General features: G+C 70.0%; 12 protein-coding genes and 2 pseudogenes. 8 read left to right on the forward strand and 6 right to left on the reverse strand.

Annotated elements, in window-relative coordinates:
- Positions 1-504: 504 nt before the first annotated feature.
- The gene (locus F1D61_RS03590) at positions 505-858 is read right to left on the reverse strand and encodes a hypothetical protein (RefSeq protein ID WP_203156546.1); all 354 of its coding nucleotides are present in this window, start codon (positions 856-858) and stop codon (positions 505-507) included.
- Between the two features lie 273 nt (positions 859-1,131).
- On the opposite strand from F1D61_RS03590, the gene F1D61_RS03595 reads away from it, so the two are divergent.
- Entirely contained in the window at positions 1,132-2,808 is a 1,677-nt protein-coding gene (locus tag F1D61_RS03595) for a formate--tetrahydrofolate ligase (protein ID WP_203156547.1), read from the forward strand.
- 276 nt (positions 2,809-3,084) lie between these two features.
- On the opposite strand, the gene F1D61_RS03600 is transcribed toward F1D61_RS03595, so the two are convergent.
- Positions 3,085-4,302, reverse strand: coding sequence for a TIGR03862 family flavoprotein (locus tag F1D61_RS03600; RefSeq protein WP_203156548.1), 1,218 nt, complete (start codon positions 4,300-4,302; stop codon positions 3,085-3,087).
- A 220-nt stretch (positions 4,303-4,522) separates the two neighbouring features.
- On the opposite strand from F1D61_RS03600, the gene F1D61_RS03605 reads away from it, so the two are divergent.
- A complete protein-coding gene (locus F1D61_RS03605) occupies positions 4,523-5,581 on the forward strand; it encodes a TerC family protein (RefSeq protein WP_203156549.1) in 1,059 nt (352 codons plus the stop codon).
- Between the two features lie 516 nt (positions 5,582-6,097).
- On the forward strand, positions 6,098-7,621 hold the full coding sequence (locus tag F1D61_RS03610) for an acyl-CoA synthetase (RefSeq protein WP_203156550.1): 1,524 nt from the start codon (positions 6,098-6,100) through the stop codon (positions 7,619-7,621).
- A gap of 23 nt (positions 7,622-7,644) precedes the next feature.
- On the opposite strand, the pseudogene F1D61_RS03615 reads toward F1D61_RS03610, so the two are convergent.
- From F1D61_RS03615 to F1D61_RS03625, 3 genes and pseudogenes are all read right to left on the reverse strand, one after another.
- Positions 7,645-8,399: pseudogene (locus F1D61_RS03615) on the reverse strand (N-acetylmuramoyl-L-alanine amidase).
- 5 nt (positions 8,400-8,404) lie between these two features.
- Positions 8,405-9,130 carry a TerB family tellurite resistance protein gene (locus tag F1D61_RS03620; protein WP_203156551.1) on the reverse strand — a complete coding sequence of 242 codons (726 nt, stop codon included), beginning with the start codon at positions 9,128-9,130 and terminating at the stop codon, positions 8,405-8,407.
- A 151-nt stretch (positions 9,131-9,281) separates the two neighbouring features.
- The gene (locus F1D61_RS03625; protein ID WP_203156552.1) at positions 9,282-9,551 is read right to left on the reverse strand and encodes a hypothetical protein; all 270 of its coding nucleotides are present in this window, start codon (positions 9,549-9,551) and stop codon (positions 9,282-9,284) included.
- Between the two features lie 260 nt (positions 9,552-9,811).
- On the opposite strand from F1D61_RS03625, the gene F1D61_RS03630 reads away from it, so the two are divergent.
- From F1D61_RS03630 to F1D61_RS35230, 5 genes and pseudogenes are all read left to right on the forward strand, one after another.
- A complete protein-coding gene (locus F1D61_RS03630; RefSeq protein WP_203156553.1) occupies positions 9,812-10,468 on the forward strand; it encodes an urease accessory protein UreE in 657 nt (218 codons plus the stop codon).
- A gap of 276 nt (positions 10,469-10,744) precedes the next feature.
- Complete coding sequence (locus F1D61_RS03635; RefSeq protein WP_203156554.1) at positions 10,745-13,066, forward strand: methyl-accepting chemotaxis protein; 2,322 nt, start codon at positions 10,745-10,747, stop codon at positions 13,064-13,066.
- Positions 13,067-13,354: 288 nt separating this feature from the next.
- The gene (locus F1D61_RS03640; RefSeq protein ID WP_203156555.1) at positions 13,355-14,437 is read left to right on the forward strand and encodes a Hint domain-containing protein; all 1,083 of its coding nucleotides are present in this window, start codon (positions 13,355-13,357) and stop codon (positions 14,435-14,437) included.
- A gap of 634 nt (positions 14,438-15,071) precedes the next feature.
- Positions 15,072-15,674, forward strand: coding sequence for a PAS domain-containing protein (locus F1D61_RS03645; RefSeq protein ID WP_203156556.1), 603 nt, complete (start codon positions 15,072-15,074; stop codon positions 15,672-15,674).
- Positions 15,665-15,860: pseudogene (locus tag F1D61_RS35230) on the forward strand (IS3 family transposase); the annotation flags it as partial. The gene F1D61_RS03645 and the pseudogene F1D61_RS35230, both read left to right, overlap by 10 nt.
- Positions 15,861-16,147: 287 nt before the next feature.
- Here the strand turns inward: F1D61_RS35230 and F1D61_RS03655 are convergent.
- Positions 16,148-16,594 (reverse strand): translation initiation factor 2, encoded by a 447-nt coding sequence (locus F1D61_RS03655; RefSeq protein ID WP_203158911.1) that lies wholly within the window; start codon positions 16,592-16,594, stop codon positions 16,148-16,150.
- Between the last annotated feature and the right edge of the window lie 297 nt (positions 16,595-16,891).

Here is a 16,891-nt window from a genome sequence, read left to right on the forward strand (position 1 = left end):
AGCCTTCCCACGGGCGGAATCTGCGTCCAGCACGAAACAAGGTTTCCGTGCGTCGCTCCGGTCGCTCCGCCGGATCGGTTGCGATACACGATATGGCGCAACACCAGCAATGGTCGCCTCTGCCGAGGGCGTGTTTGACTTGCCGGTGTATCATTGAAACGAATTCTTCGATGCCGTGTGCGACCTCGGAGCCTATTTGAGCAGTGTGATTCGACGAAAATCGAGAAAAATCAGGAGATATCCTACCATTTCACCTCATCCTGGGGTGCGACTGTAAGGAGCCTCGAAGGAGGGCTCCAGAAATCTACGTGATCCCTGGAGCCCTCCTTCGAGGCTCACTTCGTTCGCACCTCAGGATGAGGTTAGTGGGCAGGATGATCCCGCCTGCCTCAAATATTGGGTAGAAATCCTGCTCAAGCAGGCTCTCAGGACGAGGACGTGAGTGGACAAGGACGTGGGTGGAAATGAGTCACCCGATCGATTCCTCATCGTGACGGAAACCGGTCAGCGCATCTCCCGCTCGGCGGCGCCGCGCCAGGCCGGCTGCCGGTCATGGGCCGTCAGGGTATCGCGGGAGGGCGCACGACCCGCCTCCGTCGCGGCGGCGTGCAGGCCCGTTCCGAGGGCGCGCCCGGCTTCCGCGGCGGCGGCCTCGACCATCCGGGCGCGCAAGGCGTCGGGTCGTAGGAAGTCGGGCCGAAGCGACTCGGGCATCTTGTCGAGGACCGGTCCAGCGAGTTCCGCGAATGTCGGGGCGGCCTGCGCCGTCCGGGCCGGGGAGGGCGCCTCGCCGAGGCGCAGGGGCGACAGGTAGTAGATCGCGCCGATCACCAGCCCGGCCCGCAGCCAGAAGGCCATCCCATTCTCCTCCGCTCGACCCGTCGGCCCGCAACGGCGCTACCCTGGGGTCGCAATGGTGAAGCCTTCGCGCCCGTGCGGCGGCGATCTGCCGGCATGGCTAACGGCGGCGTCCGAGCGCTACGCGCCTGTTCGCAACCCGCGCGAGGGTCTTCAATTTTTCTGAGTATCCTGCTCAAGCGATTTGATCTTTTCGACAAGGGCGGCCTCCGCCTAAAATCCCCGCCACGCCAAGCCGCCTCCCTCCGGCTCCAGAACAACGATCGGGACCCAATGCCGACCGACATCGAGATCGCCCGCGCGGCCACCCTCCAGCCGATCACCGCCGTCGCGGAGCGCCTCGGCATCCCGGACGACGCCCTGCACCCCTACGGGCGGCACATCGCCAAGATCGACCACGCCCATATCCGGGGCCTGGAATCGAAGCCCGAGGGCAAGCTGATCCTGGTCACGGCGATCAGCCCGACGCCGGCCGGCGAGGGCAAGACCACCACCACGGTGGGCTTGGGCGACGCGCTCAACCGCATCGGCCGCAAGACGGTGATCTGCCTGCGCGAGCCCTCGCTCGGGCCCTGTTTCGGCATGAAGGGCGGGGCGGCCGGCGGCGGCAAGGCCCAGGTGGTGCCGATGGAGGCGATCAACCTCCACTTCACCGGCGACTTCCACGCCATCACCTCGGCCCACAGCCTCGCAGCGGCGCTGATCGACAACCACATCTACTGGGGCAACAAGCTCGGCATCGACCTGCGCCGGGTGGCGTTCCGGCGCGTGCTCGACATGAACGACCGAGCGCTGCGCAACATCACCCAGAGCCTCGGCGGCGTCGCCAACGGCTATCCGCGCGAGGACGGCTTCGACATCACGGTCGCCTCCGAGGTGATGGCGGTGTTCTGCCTCGCCCGCGACCTCGCCGACCTCGAGGCGCGCCTCGGCCGGATCGTGGTGGCGGAGGACCGCGACCGGAAAGCCGTGACGCTCGCCGACCTCAAGGCCACCGGCGCGATGACGGTGCTGCTCAAGGACGCGCTGCAGCCCAACCTGGTCCAGACCCTCGAAGGCAGCCCGGCGCTGATCCATGGCGGGCCCTTCGCCAACATCGCCCATGGCTGCAACTCGGTGATCGCGACCCGCGCGGGCCTCAAGCTCGGCGACTACGTGGTGACCGAGGCCGGCTTCGGTGCCGATCTCGGGGCGGAGAAGTTCTTCGACATCAAGTGCCGGCAGGCGGGCCTGAGCCCCTCCGCGGTGGTGATCGTGGCCACCGTGCGCGCCCTCAAGATGCATGGCGGCGTCGCCAAGTCGGATCTCGGCACCGAGAACGTCGAGGCCCTGGAGCGGGGCTTCGCCAACCTCGCCCGCCACGTCGAGAACGTGCGCCGCTTCGGCGCGCCGGTGGTGGTGGCGGTCAACCACTTCCACGCCGATACCGAGGCCGAGCACGCCGCCCTCAAGGCGCTCTGCCGCGACCGCCTCGACGTCGAGGCGATCACCTGCCGGCACTGGGCCGAGGGCGGCGCCGGGGCCGAGGCCCTGGCCCATGCCGTGTCGAGCCTGGCCGATGGCGGCGCGGCCGCGGCGCCGCGCTTCGCCTATCCGGACGCGATGCCGCTCGAGGACAAGATCCGCACCATCGCGAAGACGCTCTACGGCGCCGCCGACATCCAGGTGGAATCGAAGGCGGCGGCGAAGCTCGCGGCCTTCGAGCAGGACGGCCACGGGAACCTGCCGGTCTGCATGGCCAAGACCCAGTACTCGTTCTCCACCGACCCGACCCTGATGGGCGCGCCGAGCGGCCACGTCGTGGCGGTGCGCGACGTGCGCCTCTCTGCGGGCGCCGGCTTCGTGGTGGCGATTTGCGGGGAGATCATGACCATGCCGGGCCTGCCCAAGGTGCCGGCGGCGGAAGGGATCCGCCTCGATGCCGAAGGGCGGATCGAGGGGCTGTTCTAGACGCTCCCCTCTATCACCTCCGGACGGGATCGTCCGGAGGTCGGTTCAGACCTGTCCGACTGACCATACCAGTCTCAGACCTTCCAACGTCATCCCGGGGCTCGCCGCAGGCGAGAACCCGGGATCCATCACCGCCGAGGATGCAGGACGAAGCGGAACGCTGACAGTCCTTTCCGGTACCGTCAGCGGTTACGGATCCCGGGTTCCGCTGCGCGGCCCCGGGATGACGCGGAGGGCGTGATCGAGGTCGGAGCGATGGGAGCGAGCGCCGATCCCTCAGCGTTCCCTGAGCCACGCCAGCACCCCCTGCGCCGCCGCCCGTCCGCTGGCGAAGCTCGCCTGGAGCAGGTAGCCGCCGGTCGGCGCCTCCCAGTCGAGCATCTCGCCGGCGAGGAAGGTGCCGGGGCGCGCCCGCAGCATGAAGCGGTCGTCGAGGCCTGAGAAGGCGACGCCGCCGGCGCTCGAGATCGCCCGCTCGATCGGCCGCAGGCCCGTGAGCCGCAGCGGCACCGCCTTGATCAGTGCCGCCAGGGAGGCGGGATCCGTCGGCAACGCGCGCACGGCCTCGCGCAGCAGGCCGGCGGCCGGCGGGTTGAGGCTGGCCGCCTTGCGCAGGATCGTGGCGCGGGATTCCTTCGGCCGCGCTCCCGCGAGGCGTCGGGTCAGCGCCGCGTCGTCGAGGTCCGGCCGCAGGTCGAGAGCCACGATCGCCTCGCCCCGCGCCTCGATCGCCTCGCGGATCGGGCGCGAGAGCGCGTAGACCGCGCCGCCCTCGATGCCGTCCCGGGTGATCACCGCCTCGCCTCGCACCTGGCTGGCACCGAGGCGGAGCGCGATGCGCTTGAGCGGTGCGCCGGCGAAGTGCTCGGCGAAGACCGGCGACCAATCGGCGGTGAAGCCCGCATTGGCCGGGCGCAGCGGGCTGACCGCGACGCCGTCTTCCTCCAGCACCGGCACCCAGGTCCCGTCCGAGCCGAGCCGCGGCCAGCTCGCGCCGCCGAGCGCCAGGACCACGGCGTCCGCCTCCAGGGTCTCCGCGCCGTGCTCGCCCGCAAGCGTGAGGGTGCCGTCCGCATTCCAGCCGGTCCAGCGGGTGCGGGTGCGCAAGACGACGCCGAGGCGGTCGAGCCGGCCGAGCCAGGCCCGCAGCAGCGGCGAGGCCTTGAAGGCCTGCGGAAACACCCGGCCGCTCGATCCGACGAAGGTCGGCTGGCCCAAGGCCTCGCACCAGTCGCGCAGGGCGTCGGGCGGAAACGCGCGGATCGCCGCGTCGAGGCGTCGCTCCGGCGGGGCGTAGCGGGCGAGGAAGCGCTCCAGCGGCTCGCTGTGGGTGAGGTTGAGGCCGCCGCGCCCGGCGATCAGCAGCTTGCGGGCAGGGGAGGGCATCCGCTCGATCACGGTGACCCGCAAGCCCGCCTCCGCCAGGATCTCGGCCGCCGAGAGGCCTGCGGGGCCTCCGCCGACCACCGCCACATGGATGCTCGCCTGTGTCATGTCCTGCGGAAGGCCGCGACGCGGGCCGGCCTGTCAACCTGCCGCCGCGACAGGACACGAAAAATAAGAGCGTGGCTGCCGGCCCCGGCTGCCCTTGATCCGCCGCCATCGGGGACATAAGTCGCCCCTATCGGCTGCGGGCCCCTCTGGCGAGCGGCGCTCAAGCGCGCTCGTGATGTCGGAGCCGATGCTTTCTTCCTCGAAGCATCACGGTCCCGCGATGGTCGATTTTCTGTATATGACGTGGCTCGGCAAGCCGATCTGGATGTGGCTGGGCTTCCACGCCGTCATCTTCATCCTGCTCGCCCTCGATCTCGGTCTCCTGCACCGCGACAAGAGCCGCGAGATCGGCGTCAAGGAGAGCCTGCTCCTCACCGCCTTCTACCTCACCCTCGGCCTCCTCTTCGGCGGCTGGGTATGGTGGTATCTCGGTCCGCAGGCGGGCCAGGAATACCTCGCCGGCCTCATCGTCGAGAAGTCGCTGTCGATGGACAACGTCTTCGTCATCGCGGTGATCTTCGGCTATCTCGGCATCCCCCGCAACGCGCAGCACCGGGTGCTGCTCTGGGGCATCCTGGCGGCGATCGTGCTGCGCGGCCTGATGATCGGGCTCGGCGCCGCGCTGGTCCACCAGGCCGAATGGGTGCTGACGATCTTCGCCGCCTTCCTGATCTATGCCGGCATCAAGATGCTCGTCTCCGGCGACGAGGAGGAGGGCGAGAACAAGTCCGCCGACCGCTTCACCGCCTTCATGCGCAAGCACATGCGCGTGACCGACGAGCTCGACGGCCAGAACTTCACGGTTCGCAAGCCCGATCCCAAGACCGGCAAGCCGGTCCTGTGGCTGACCCCGCTCGCCCTGGCGCTGGTGCTGGTGAACGGCGCCGACGTGATCTTCGCCGTCGACAGCGTGCCGGCGATCTTCGCCATCACCACCGACACCTACGTGGTCTACACCTCGAACATCTTCGCGATCTTGGGGTTGCGCGCGCTCTATTTCGCGCTCGCGGCGATGGTCGACCGCTTTGCCTACCTCAAGACCGCGCTCGCCCTGATCCTGATCTTCATCGGCCTGAAGATCGTGGTGGCCGACACCTTCGAGCTGATCGAGATCCAGCCCTGGGTCGCCCTGGTGGTGACCGTGGTCCTGCTCGCCGGCGGCGTGGTCTACAGCCTGTGGCGCACCCGCGGCGCGGCGGAGGTGCAGGCCGGTACGACGCCTCAGGTCCCGCCCCCGGCCGACCTGCCGCGGGAGCAGCTCGGCCGCAGCCACGGCTGAGCGGAGGACGGGGGCGCTGCGGCGCCCCCCGACTCGCTATCCCCTCGACCCGTTCCCGTATCGGTCGAGCGCGGGCTCGCCTCTCCCGTGCGGGCGGCCAGGATGCACTGGCCGAGTCCGTCGATCTGCCGCGCGGCACGCCCCGTCACGACGGCGTCCGCCGCACCCGGCGCCTTCCTCGATCCCGGCGCGCCCTCCCTGCGCATCCCGGCCGGCTGCTCGACGTCGTCTCATCCGGACGCACGCTCCAGCGCAGGATGCCGAGGACCGCCGGCGATCGAGCATGCCCGTACGGCCTCCTTGCCTGGACACGGCAGCCCTGCCCAGACGGGGGACGGGATCCCGCGCTCTTCCCGTCTCGGCAGCATCCCCGGACGGCGCGGCCGCAAAAAGGGGAGGGGTCATGGGGGGAGGGGGCATGCGCGGCGGTTGTCGCACCCGCACGGCCCACCCCCTGGCCACCACCCCCACCCCCGCGCTAGCACAGGCTCCCCTCCCTCTCCCGGAGCCCGCGCCTTGCTCGACGACCGCCAGCCGCCGCCCCGCTTCAACGGCGCCCGCTACTGCCTGGAGGCCAATGCCCGGGAGCGCGGCGACAAGCCGGCGCTGATCATGGCCGGCGACGGCGGCCGGACGGAGGTGATGACCTTCGCCGAGGTCGACCGGGCGGTGCGGGGCGTCGCGGCGGGGTTGCGCGATCTCGGGCTGCCGCCGGGTGCCCGGGTGATGATCCGCATGGGCAACGACGCGGATTACGTCGTCACCTATTTCGCGGCGCTCGCCGCCGGGCTGGTGGCGCAGCCCTCCTCGCCGCAGCTCACGGCGGGCGAGGCGGCGTTCCTGATGCAGGATTCCGGGGCCGCGGTGATCGCGGCGGCCGACGAGTGCCCCCTCGACCCGGAGGCCTGCCGCGGCCGGATCGTGCTGCGGCGCGACGACATCGCCCGCCTGCGGGCCGGGCCGCCGATCGAGTCCTACGCCGACACCGCCGCGGACGATCCGGCGACGCTGGTCTATACCTCCGGCACCACCAGCCGGCCGAAGGGGGTGCTGCACGCCCACCGCACGATCTGGGGCCGGCGGCCGATGCACGATTTCTGGCTCGGCCTGCGCGAGGACGACGTGGTGCTGCATGCCGGCACCATGAACTGGACCTACACCCTCGGGGTCGGCATCCAGGACCCCTGGGCGCGCGGCGCCACGACGGTGCTCTACAACGGCACGCGCGATCCGTCGCGGTGGCCGGCCCTGATCGCCCGCCACCGCGCCACCCTGTTCGCGGCGGTGCCGAGCCTCTACCGGCAGATCCTGAAATACGCCGATCTTTCCGCCCACGACCTCTCGTCCCTGCGCCACGGCATCACGGCGGGCGAGGCGTTGTCGTCCCAGCTGCTCGCCGAGTGGCAGGCGGCCACCGGCACGCCGCTCCACGAGGCGCTCGGGATGAGCGAGATCTCGACCTACATCTCGACGAGCCCGCAGGTCCCGATCAGGCCCGGCTCCCCGGGCAAGCCGCAGCCGGGGCGGCGGGTCGCGATCCTGCCCGTCGAGGGTCCGCCCGAGCCGCTGCCGGCGGGCGAGGTCGGGCTGCTCGCCATCCACCGCTCGGACCCGGCCCTGATGCTCGGCTACTGGAACCGTTCGGAGGAGGAGGCGGCGGTGATGCGCGGCGACTGGTTCACCGGCGGCGACCTCGCGTCGCTCGATGCCGACGGCTACGTCTGGTTCGAGGGCCGCAACGACGACATCATGAACGCCTTCGGCTACCGCGTGTCGCCGAACGAGGTCGAGAGCGTGCTGATCGGCCATCCGGACGTGCAGGAGGTGGCGGTCACCGAGTTGCCCGTCCGCGACGACGTGCGGGTGATCGCCGCCTTCGTGGTGCCCAAAGCCGGCACGGACCCGGCACGGGACGCGCTGCTGGCCTGGTGCGGCGAGCGGCTGGCCGCCTACAAATGCCCGCGGGAGGTCGTCTTCCTGGAGACGTTGCCGCGGACCCCGAACGGCAAGGTCCAGCGCAAGCGGCTGGCGGCGGGGTAAAGGACCCCGCCCCGGGCCTCACGTCACGCGGGTTTGGCCGCCAGCAGGTCGCGCAGGGTCGTGATGGTCGAGGCATCGGCGACGCCGTCGACCCGGGCCGGGCGGAAACGGCGCTGGAAGGCGGCGACCACCGCCTTCGTCCGGGCATCGAAGGTGCCGCTCACCGGCACGTCGTAGCCGTAGAGCGCGAACATCGATTGCAGCGCCTCGATCGGCTGGCCGGCATCTCCTTGCGAGAAGAAGCGCCCGTCGCGGATCGGCGCCGGGGAACCCAGTGGCCGATGCCGTCCCGGTGGAGGGCGGGCCACGGAAAGCTCTCGCCCGGGTCGATCTTGCGCTCGGGCGCGATGTCGGAATGCCCGAGCACCCGGTCGGCCCGGATCGGCCAGCGGCCAAGGATGTCGCGGCAGAGCGCGGTCACCGCCGCCATCTGCGCCTCCGGGAAGGGGGCCACGGTGCCGTCCTCGGCATGGCCCGGATGCGCGATCTCGATCCCGATCGTGCGCGAGTTCATGTCCCGCACGCCCTCCCAGGCCGAGACCCCGGCATGCCAGGCGCGGCGGGCCTCCGGCACCATCTGCACCACCCGGCCGTGCTCGAAGACGAGGTAGTGCGACGAGACCTTGGAGAGCGGGTTGCACAGCCGCAGCAGCGCCTCGGAGGCGCTCGCCATGCCGGTGTAGTGCAGGATCAGCGCATCGACCGGCAGGGTCCGCTCGTCGTGATTGGGAGAGGGCACCACCTGGGTGGCGACCGGGCTGTCGGGGGTGAGGCTCATCAGGATCAGCTCAGGCGCCGTTCGGCGGCGATGCGGTCATAGGCGGCGTTGATGGCGGCGAGGCGCCGGGTCGCGATGGCCACCGCGGCGGGCGGCAGGCCGCGGGCGATCGCCCGGTCGGGATGGTTCTCGGAGACGAGCGCCCGGTAGCGCGCCTTCAGCTCGGCGTCGGTGAGGGCGCGGTCGGCCCCCAGCACCTCGTAGGGGTCGTCGGCGAGCCGCAGGTGGCGGGCGGTGATGGCGGCGAAGCGCGCCTCGTCGAAGCCGAAGATCGTCGCCACCTCGGCAAGGTAGCGCGCCTCGCTCTCGTGGACGGCGCCGTCCGCCTTGGCGATGTGGAACAGGCCGTCGAGCACGTCCTCGAGCAGGGCCGGCTCGTCGTGGAAGGCGTCGGCGACCTGGCGGGCATAGCCCTCGAAGCCGCTGGTGGTGCGCTTGGCGAGATCGAACAGGCGCTCGACCCCGGCGCGCTCGTCGTCGGGCACCTGCACGAGATCGGCGAAGGCCGCGACCTCGGAGGGGGTCACCACCCCGTCCGACTTCGCCATCTTGGCGGCCAGCGCGACGAGGCCGGTGGTGAACACCACCTCGCGCGGGGTCGGCCCGAACAGAGAGCCCTCGCGGTCGAGGAGGAAATGGCCCGCCACCGCGCCGATCAGCGCACCGAGCGGACCGCCGGCGGCGAGCCCGATGCCCGCACCGCCGAGCTTGCCCCAGACGCCCTGGCTCACGCGCGCCTCCGGCTCTCGAGCGGGCTGGCGGGACGTGTGGGATCTCGGGGAAGCAAGGGCGTCATGACGCCCTTGTAGCGCCCCCGAGCCGTCAGCGAAATGTGGCAGCGCACCCGGCGGACCATGCCGCCGGGGCGTCACGCGAGGCCGATCAGCGGCAGTAGACGTTGCCGTAGGGGTCGCGGTAGGTGCCGTAGGGGCACTGGGGAGCGGTGGCCGCGCCGACCACGGCGCCGCCGGCCGCGCCGATCAGGCCGCCGGCCAGGGCACCGCCGGCCCGGCCCGTGGCCGCCGCGCCGATCGCGGCACCCGTCAGGCCGCCGAGCGCGGCGCCGCCCGCGGCGCGGTCGCCCGGGGTGTTGCAGGCGCCGAGCGACAGCGCCATGGCACCGGCGATCGTGGCGGCGATGAGCTTCTTCATGGAGTTCTCCCCTCGTGCATGTCGCGGTCCGGCACCGGGTCGTCGACCCCGCACCCTGCATTCGAGCTTAGCCGTAACGCAGCCGAACGCCAAATGAGCGTGGCCGTGCAATGGTTCCCGGTGCCGGGTCCGGGTGGGTAACGATTCCTTAAGGTGCGGCAGCCGGGCCACAGGCGGGGAGCGCCGGAGGACCTGCCGCGGGCCCGGCAAATGCTCTACAGGAGGGGCGAAATTCCCGGCATGATGCCCGTGAGGTCCCGATGCAGCGCGCCACCACCATCGTCCGCAAACCCGCCGTGCGCCCCGACGCCGTCGCCGACGAGGTCGCCCTCGACCACGCCGCCCGCTCCCGCCGCAGCGCCGAGCTGACGGCGAAGGGCGGCCTCGCCTTCCGGCTCGACCTCGACCGCGAGACGACGCTGGAGGACGGCGACGCGGTGCGCCTGGAGGACGGCCGGCTCGTGCGCGTGCTGGCCGCGCCCCAGGCCCTGCTCGCGGTCACGGCCGGGAACCCGGCCCGCCTGACCCGCCTCGCCTGGCAGCTCGGCAGCAACCACGTCCAGGCCGAGGTGACGGCCGACGCGCTCTACGTCCTCGACGACCCGGTGGTGGCGGAGCTGGTCCGCGGCCAGGGCTGCACCGCAACCGCGCTCCAGCGCCCGTTCCGCCCCGAGAAGGAGGTGGAGGCCCACGACCACAGCACCTGCGGGCACGACCATCATCATCACGGTCACGACCACGGGCACGATCATCACGAGCATGACGATCACGGTCACGACCATGCTCATGGACATCACGACCACGCCCATCACGATCACGGACACAGCCACGGCCATAGCCACGACAGCCATGATCACGGTCACCACGGGCACGATCACGGACATGTCCACGGCCCGAACTGCAAGCACGGCCACTGATACGCGTGCCGCCTGATCCGTTCGCAGGCCAGCGAGGCGCGTCTCCTCTCTCTCGATCGGGAAAGGGGAGACGCGCCTTGTTTTTTATCCAATCGCATCAAGTAGAGCGCGGCCTGGAGAGATCGTTCGCGTTCCGGGCCGAGCGCCCGATCGCGTGCCTCCGCCGATGATTTTTGTGCGCCGCAAGATCAACCGGCCGGCGAAGCTTTAATACGGACTTAAGCCGGGTGTCATACCCAAGATTCCGGTAACGGTAAGCTCCGGGTTCACGGTCCGATGACGATCAAGGCGCGCCTCCTCTGCGGCTTCTCGGTGATGCTGGCGCTGACCGCCGGCGTCGCCGCCTCGGGCTGGGTCAGCCTGTCGGGCTTCGCCCAGCGCGTGGACACCGCGAACGCGGCGCAGACGCTCGCGGGCCGCGTCGGCGATCTCGCGCTCGCCGCCGAGCGCTCGCTGCACGATGCCAGTGGCCGCGGGGAGCAGGCGGTGACGGACGGCCTCGCCCGGGCCCGTTCCGGCCTCTCCGCCGTGCCGGGTGCGGAGGCGATGGCGCGCGGCATGGATGCCTTCGCGCAGACCCGCGCCGCCTACGCGGCGGAGCAGGACCGCAAGGCGCGGGTCCAGGCCGAGCACCTGCGCCTGATCGCGGACGTGCAGGCGGCGGCCGGCCGGATCGGCGCGGCGCAGAAGGCCCGCCTCGCGGCGGCGAGCCTGGCGCTCCAGGACAACGTCGAGGCGCTCAAGGAAGCCGCCACCGCGGGGTCGCTCGCGGGCTCGGCGGTCCGGGGGGCGCTGGAGATGCGCAACGGCGAGCAGGCCCCCGGGGGCGACCGGGCGGCCGTCGCCGAGCGGTACCGGCTGCTGTCGGCGATCCTCAAGCGCCTCGGCAGTCAGGACGCGATGCGGGTCCCGGCCAAGGCCGCGATCGACGCCCTCGACGATTACTTCGACGCCATCGACCTGAGCCCCGACGACGCGGGGCGGGCCGACAAGATCGTGGCCTCCTTCGCCGCCATCATGGCGGCCCTGCGGGAGGTCGAGCAGCGCCAGGGCGATGCGGGCGTCGCGGTCCAGGTCCGCCTGCAGGAGCAGCAGGACCGGGTCGAGCGGGCCGCCGCCCTCCTCGGCGCCAGCGCCGACGCGATCGAGGCCGCCAAGTCGCTCCAGATCGCCGAGGGCGACCTGTTCTCGGCCAAGGGCCCCTCGACGGACGAGGGCGCGGCGGTCGTCGCCGGCGCCGACGCGCTCCTGAAGGCGATCGAGACCATCCACAGGGTCGAGACCGATCCGGCCGCGCGCGGGTCGGTCGAGGATCTGATCGCGAAGGTGCGGGACATCCAGGGCAAGGTGCCGGGGGTCGTGGCGGCCAATGCCGCCCAGCGCGCGATCGTCGCCGAGCGCAACGGACACCTGGCGGCCCTCGTCACCGCCGCCCAGCGGGCCGGCGACGACGAGATCGCCCGGATCGGGTCCGAGCGGCGCAGGGCCGAGATCCTGCTCCTCGTCGGCGTGGCGCTCGCCGCCTCGCTCGGCATCGCGGCGGCACTGTGGCTCGCCCGCGGCATCGTGCGGCCGATCGGCCGGCTCGGCGACGCGATGCGGGGTCTCGCCGCCGGGGAGCTCTCGCTGACGATCCCGGGGCAGGAGCGGCGCGACGAGATCGGCGGCATGGCCCGGGCGGTCGGGGTGTTCCGGGAGGCGCTCGCCGCCAAGGCGCGGAGCGACGCCGAGGCCGTCGAGGCTGCCCGCGCCGAGGCCGCGCGGGCCCGGCGGCTCGGGACGCTGACCGCCGGTTTCGAAGCGACGATGTCGTCCTCGACCCAAGGGCTGGCCCGGGCCGCCGACACCATGCAGGGCACGGCCGCCTCGATGTCGGCGGCGGCCGCGCGCACCAACGCCCGGTCGGCCGAGGTCGCGGAGGCCGCCTCCCGCACCTCGGCCAACGTCGAGACGGTCGCCGCGGCGACGGAAGAGATGGCGATCTCGATCCGCGAGATCGCCCGCCAGGTCGCCCACTCGGCCGAGAAGGCGACGGATGCCGTCGGCCGCGCCCGGGAGACCGATGCCGTCATCGCGGCCCTCGCCGCCGGCGCCGAGCGGATCGGCGAGGTCGTGGTCCTGATCCAGGGCATCGCCGGGCAGACGAACCTGCTCGCCCTCAACGCCACCATCGAGGCGGCGCGGGCCGGCGAGGCGGGGCGGGGCTTCGCGGTGGTCGCGGCGGAGGTCAAGCAGCTCGCCGGCCAGACGGCACGAGCCACCGAAGAGATCGGCGGCCAGATCGCCCGCATCCAGGACGCGACCCGCGAGGCGGTGGCGGCCCTGCAGGCGATCGGCGGGGTGATCGGCGAGATGTCCGAGATCGCCACCGGCATCACCGCCGCCATGGAGCAGCAGGGCGCGGCGACCCAGGAGATCGCCCGCAACGTCGGCGAGGCCGCGCAGGGCACGCAGGTGGTCTCCACCGGCATCCGCGACGTGCGCCGCGACGCCGAAGGCGCCGGCGATGCCGCCGCCCGGGTGCTCGCCGCCGCCGAGGCGCTCGCCGGCACCGCGACGGGCCTGCGCGGCGAGGTCGATGCGTTCTTGGGGGCGTGAAGGCGGCGTGACGGGCCGGCCGCCTGGTCAGGCCCGGGACGCGATCGGTCGGCGGCCATCCGCCGATCGGGCAGCGAGACATGGCGCCGGTGTCGGAGTTCGAGCGACGACCGGTGGCAACCCCTGGCGAGGCTCCCGATATCTGGCCCCGGACCGGCGATCGGTCGTGCCGTCAGTTGCAAGTTCGCAACTTCCTGTAAAAAATTTCAAGCTTCGATTGTAGGGTCGAGCACGATCTCTTAAAAATTCTATCGTTTCCGTGTTGCGCGGAACATCAGAGGAAAAGATATGGCCGGCGCTCCTCTCTACGATGCCGAACAATATAAATACTCGTTTAATGGATCTCTTCCCAATATTTCCGGCGGTGGCTCTATCAATATAAGCGGATATTATTCTCTCAATTATGATAAAAAATCGAATTTTGCATTTACGGGCCCTTCGGTTTTTACCGTCGGCGAGTACAGCTTCGGCAACTCGAGCAGCACGAATCTCATAAGAAACATCGATGGCTCGCTCGAGTATCGAACCACATTTTTCGGAACGAGCCAGTTCGGCAACGAAACCGTCTCGACGACATTTACCTCTCCTGTCAGCGGTCGATTTCTCAGCACTTTCGACACCGCGCAGTTCACCAAGTCCGTGATCGACTACAACACGATTCCCGCGACGACGAACGTGAGCACGTTCGGCTCGAAGAGCCTCGCCGTGACGAGCGTGCTCGTCGAGGAAGCCCCCTGTTTCGTGACCGGTGCACGCATCCGCACGACCCGCGGCGACATCGCCGTCGAGGACCTCAAGGTCGGCGACCGGGCGCTCACCGTCTCCGGCGCGGCGCGACCCATCGTCTGGATCGGGCACCGTGACCTCGCCGCGCGGGACGGCGTCCTTCCCCATGACCTCCGCCCCATCCGCGTCGGCGCCGACGCATTCGGGCCGAACCTCCCCGCCCGGGATCTCCGCCTCTCGCCCGGCCACCCGGTCCTCGTCGGTGCCGATGCGGACGGCGCGGGCGGCCACCTCGTGCCGATCATGTGCCTGATCAACGGCACCAGCATCACCCGCGAGCCGGTGGCCTCCGTCACCTACTGGCACGTCGAACTCGACGCCCACGACATCCTGCTCGCCGAAGGCTTGCCCGCCGAGAGCTACCTCGATTGGGGTGATCGCCCGTTCTTCACTGAAGCCTCGGACCACGCCCTGCACAACCCCGATTTCGTCGTTCCGGGCCTCGCCGGCCGCTGCCGGCCGGTGGCCGTGGACGGGCCGGTGGTCGAGGCCGAGCGGGCACGCTTGTCGGCTCGGTTCGGCGTCATGCTCGCTGCGCAATGCGCCTGGGACGAGGCCGAGCGCTTCGCCTGGCTCGCCGCCTGAGCGATGGCGCGACGGAAGGGCTGTGCCCCCGTCGCGCCCGAGCGACGGCGCGTCGCCTGGAACGAAGCAGCGCGATGCGGCCCGTGGCCCGATACGATTGCTGTCCCAGACGCCGTCCTCCGCGGTCTCGCGGCCTCGCCTGCCTGTCACCGGGGGTCGTCTCGTACCGCGGTCCACGCCGCGACGGATGGGCCGCGATGCATCGGCACTGTCAGGCATCCGTCGAGCGGTGGGGTGCAGGCGCACGCGGCCGGATGGGACGCGCTGCGGCTGCGCGGCGCCTCGTGTCGGCAGTAGACACCGACATGCTCGAAGTCGAAAGCGCACCGGGCATCAACTGCCTCTTCCAGGGTGTCGCAGGTGCCCAGGTCGATGCGCTTTCCGTCATGCTGTACGTGCGCTGTAAATTTCTTTAAAGATCGATAATCAATTGATGCATAGATGATCGCGAGATGTCTGGTGCCGGAGTTTGACGCTGCGCCCATCCGCAGCCCAGCACGCAAGCAACAATGGGGCCGGGGCACATACTCCAGCCCAGTGTTCTGCGCCATTGCTCGTGTCAATTACATATGGAACAAAATCGCCGCGATCCCGATAGAACTTACAATCTTGAGGTGCGTCACAGGCTTGAGACATGCAGAATCAGGTCACCCGACCCGTACTCGCTTTCGTGCCTGACGCTCTGATCGCGTCTCAGGTCGGCACTTGGGAAACAAGCTTCGCCATCGATCGCACCTTCAGCGATGCGACGACTGCCGCTCTGTTCGGCTTGGATCCCGATGAAGCCGCCAAAGGATTGCCGCTCGCAGCATACGCGCGATCGATCCATCCACACGATCGTGCGGCTTTCAACGACAAGATCGGCCGCGTGCGTGAGCATGGCGGTCTCTATGTCGTCGAGTACCGAACGATTCCTGCTCTCGGTGATCTTCGTTGGGTGCTTGCCCGAGGTCGTTATCAGCGTGACAAACATACGGGGGAGATAACTGGTCGGGGTATCGTTATCGATATCACGGAGAACAAGCTCGACGGACGGATTGAGGATCGGGCATTCTTCATCACGGAGGAGGCTGCCGAGAGCCCTCTGGATCGTGCGGCAGCCTGCGCCATCCAGGCGCGGCAAGCCATCGATGAGGTTGATGGGCCGGAAGGACTCGGGTTGCGCCGATCGGTCGACGCATTGCTGCTGGCACTTGGACGCGCTCTCGCCCGCCGCGTCGGTGCTTTGGAGTCTTGAGCGACCTGAGCCGCGCCGGCCGCTGCTGCAATAACGCCGCGATGGAGAGCTTTTCCACACCCTCGAGGTCGACCTCGTCCACCAGCGACGATGGGCGACCCGGGACGAGGCCCGACGCGACCTGTTCGCCCCCACTCGGCTCTCGGCGACATCACGCCCGAGCAAGCCGGGTGGAACGCAGGCTGAACCCCGTATCCGCGAAAACGGGGGAGGATCAGCCCCCGGCCTGGATGGACAAGCTCGGCCTGCCCCGTCTCGCCTGACCTCACCTCCTCGCACTGCCAAGGAGATTTCGCAAAAGTGGTTTCCGGTTTTGCGACAAAAATCTGCGATAGAACAACAACCTAAGCGGACGAAGCGCTGGTCTGCCAACGCAAGTCTGCTTAGGTACGGACCCGCATGCCGTGTGGCGTGGGAGGGATGCAGTCCACCTGGACTGCCCCCATCCCGATCGAGGTGGGATCGTGCCGGGTCTACATGCCCGGTTCGTTCGGGCCGGGGCCGCGACGGCGGCGGGATTGCGGGGCGGCACCGCCGACGGGCCGCATCGTGGCGATCACCGGGTTGGGCTCGTGGTCCATGGCGGCGCCCGTATAGGCGTCGACGCCCATGCCGATGATGCCCCCGGCCAGCACGTTGCCGGCGAAGCCCGCCGCGCCCTTGCCGACGATCTTCGTCCGCACCGGGATCGATTGTGAGTGATAGCCGGGCTTGACGAAGGTCGCGACGAACTCGTCCGAGCGCTCGACCTCGAGCGTGCAGGGGGTGACCGGACACGCATACTTCTTGTCCGTCGTCATCGCCGCACCCGACGGAATGGAGACGAACGAAACCGGCTCCGTCGTGCCCCGGACGATGCTGCCGCAGGCGCCGACGCCGGCCGCCATCAGGACGGCCGCACTGATCTGCTTGATTGACATGATGCCCCCAGACTCGCCTCTTTGGACGATATCCAAGGTAGACGTGACGCCGCGGCGATGATCAAGATCGCACTTGAGGTTTTCACAGGACATCCGCGAGAGTTGCCGATTTGACACGAACGGCCCCATCGACCGAGCGGTCTGTTCTTTGAACTAACAGTTCGTGATCGATTTTCGACTGGGACGTGGTCGGCCCCCGTCTCCCTCCCGGGGCGCGCGAGGTCTCGCGGTTCGCGTGGCAACCGACCCGCCTCGCCTTGCGACCGACGCCCTTGTCGCCCGCCGGCCCGCCGTGGC

It is taken from the genome of Methylobacterium aquaticum (assembly GCF_016804325.1).
Classification (GTDB): domain Bacteria; phylum Pseudomonadota; class Alphaproteobacteria; order Rhizobiales; family Beijerinckiaceae; genus Methylobacterium; species Methylobacterium aquaticum_C.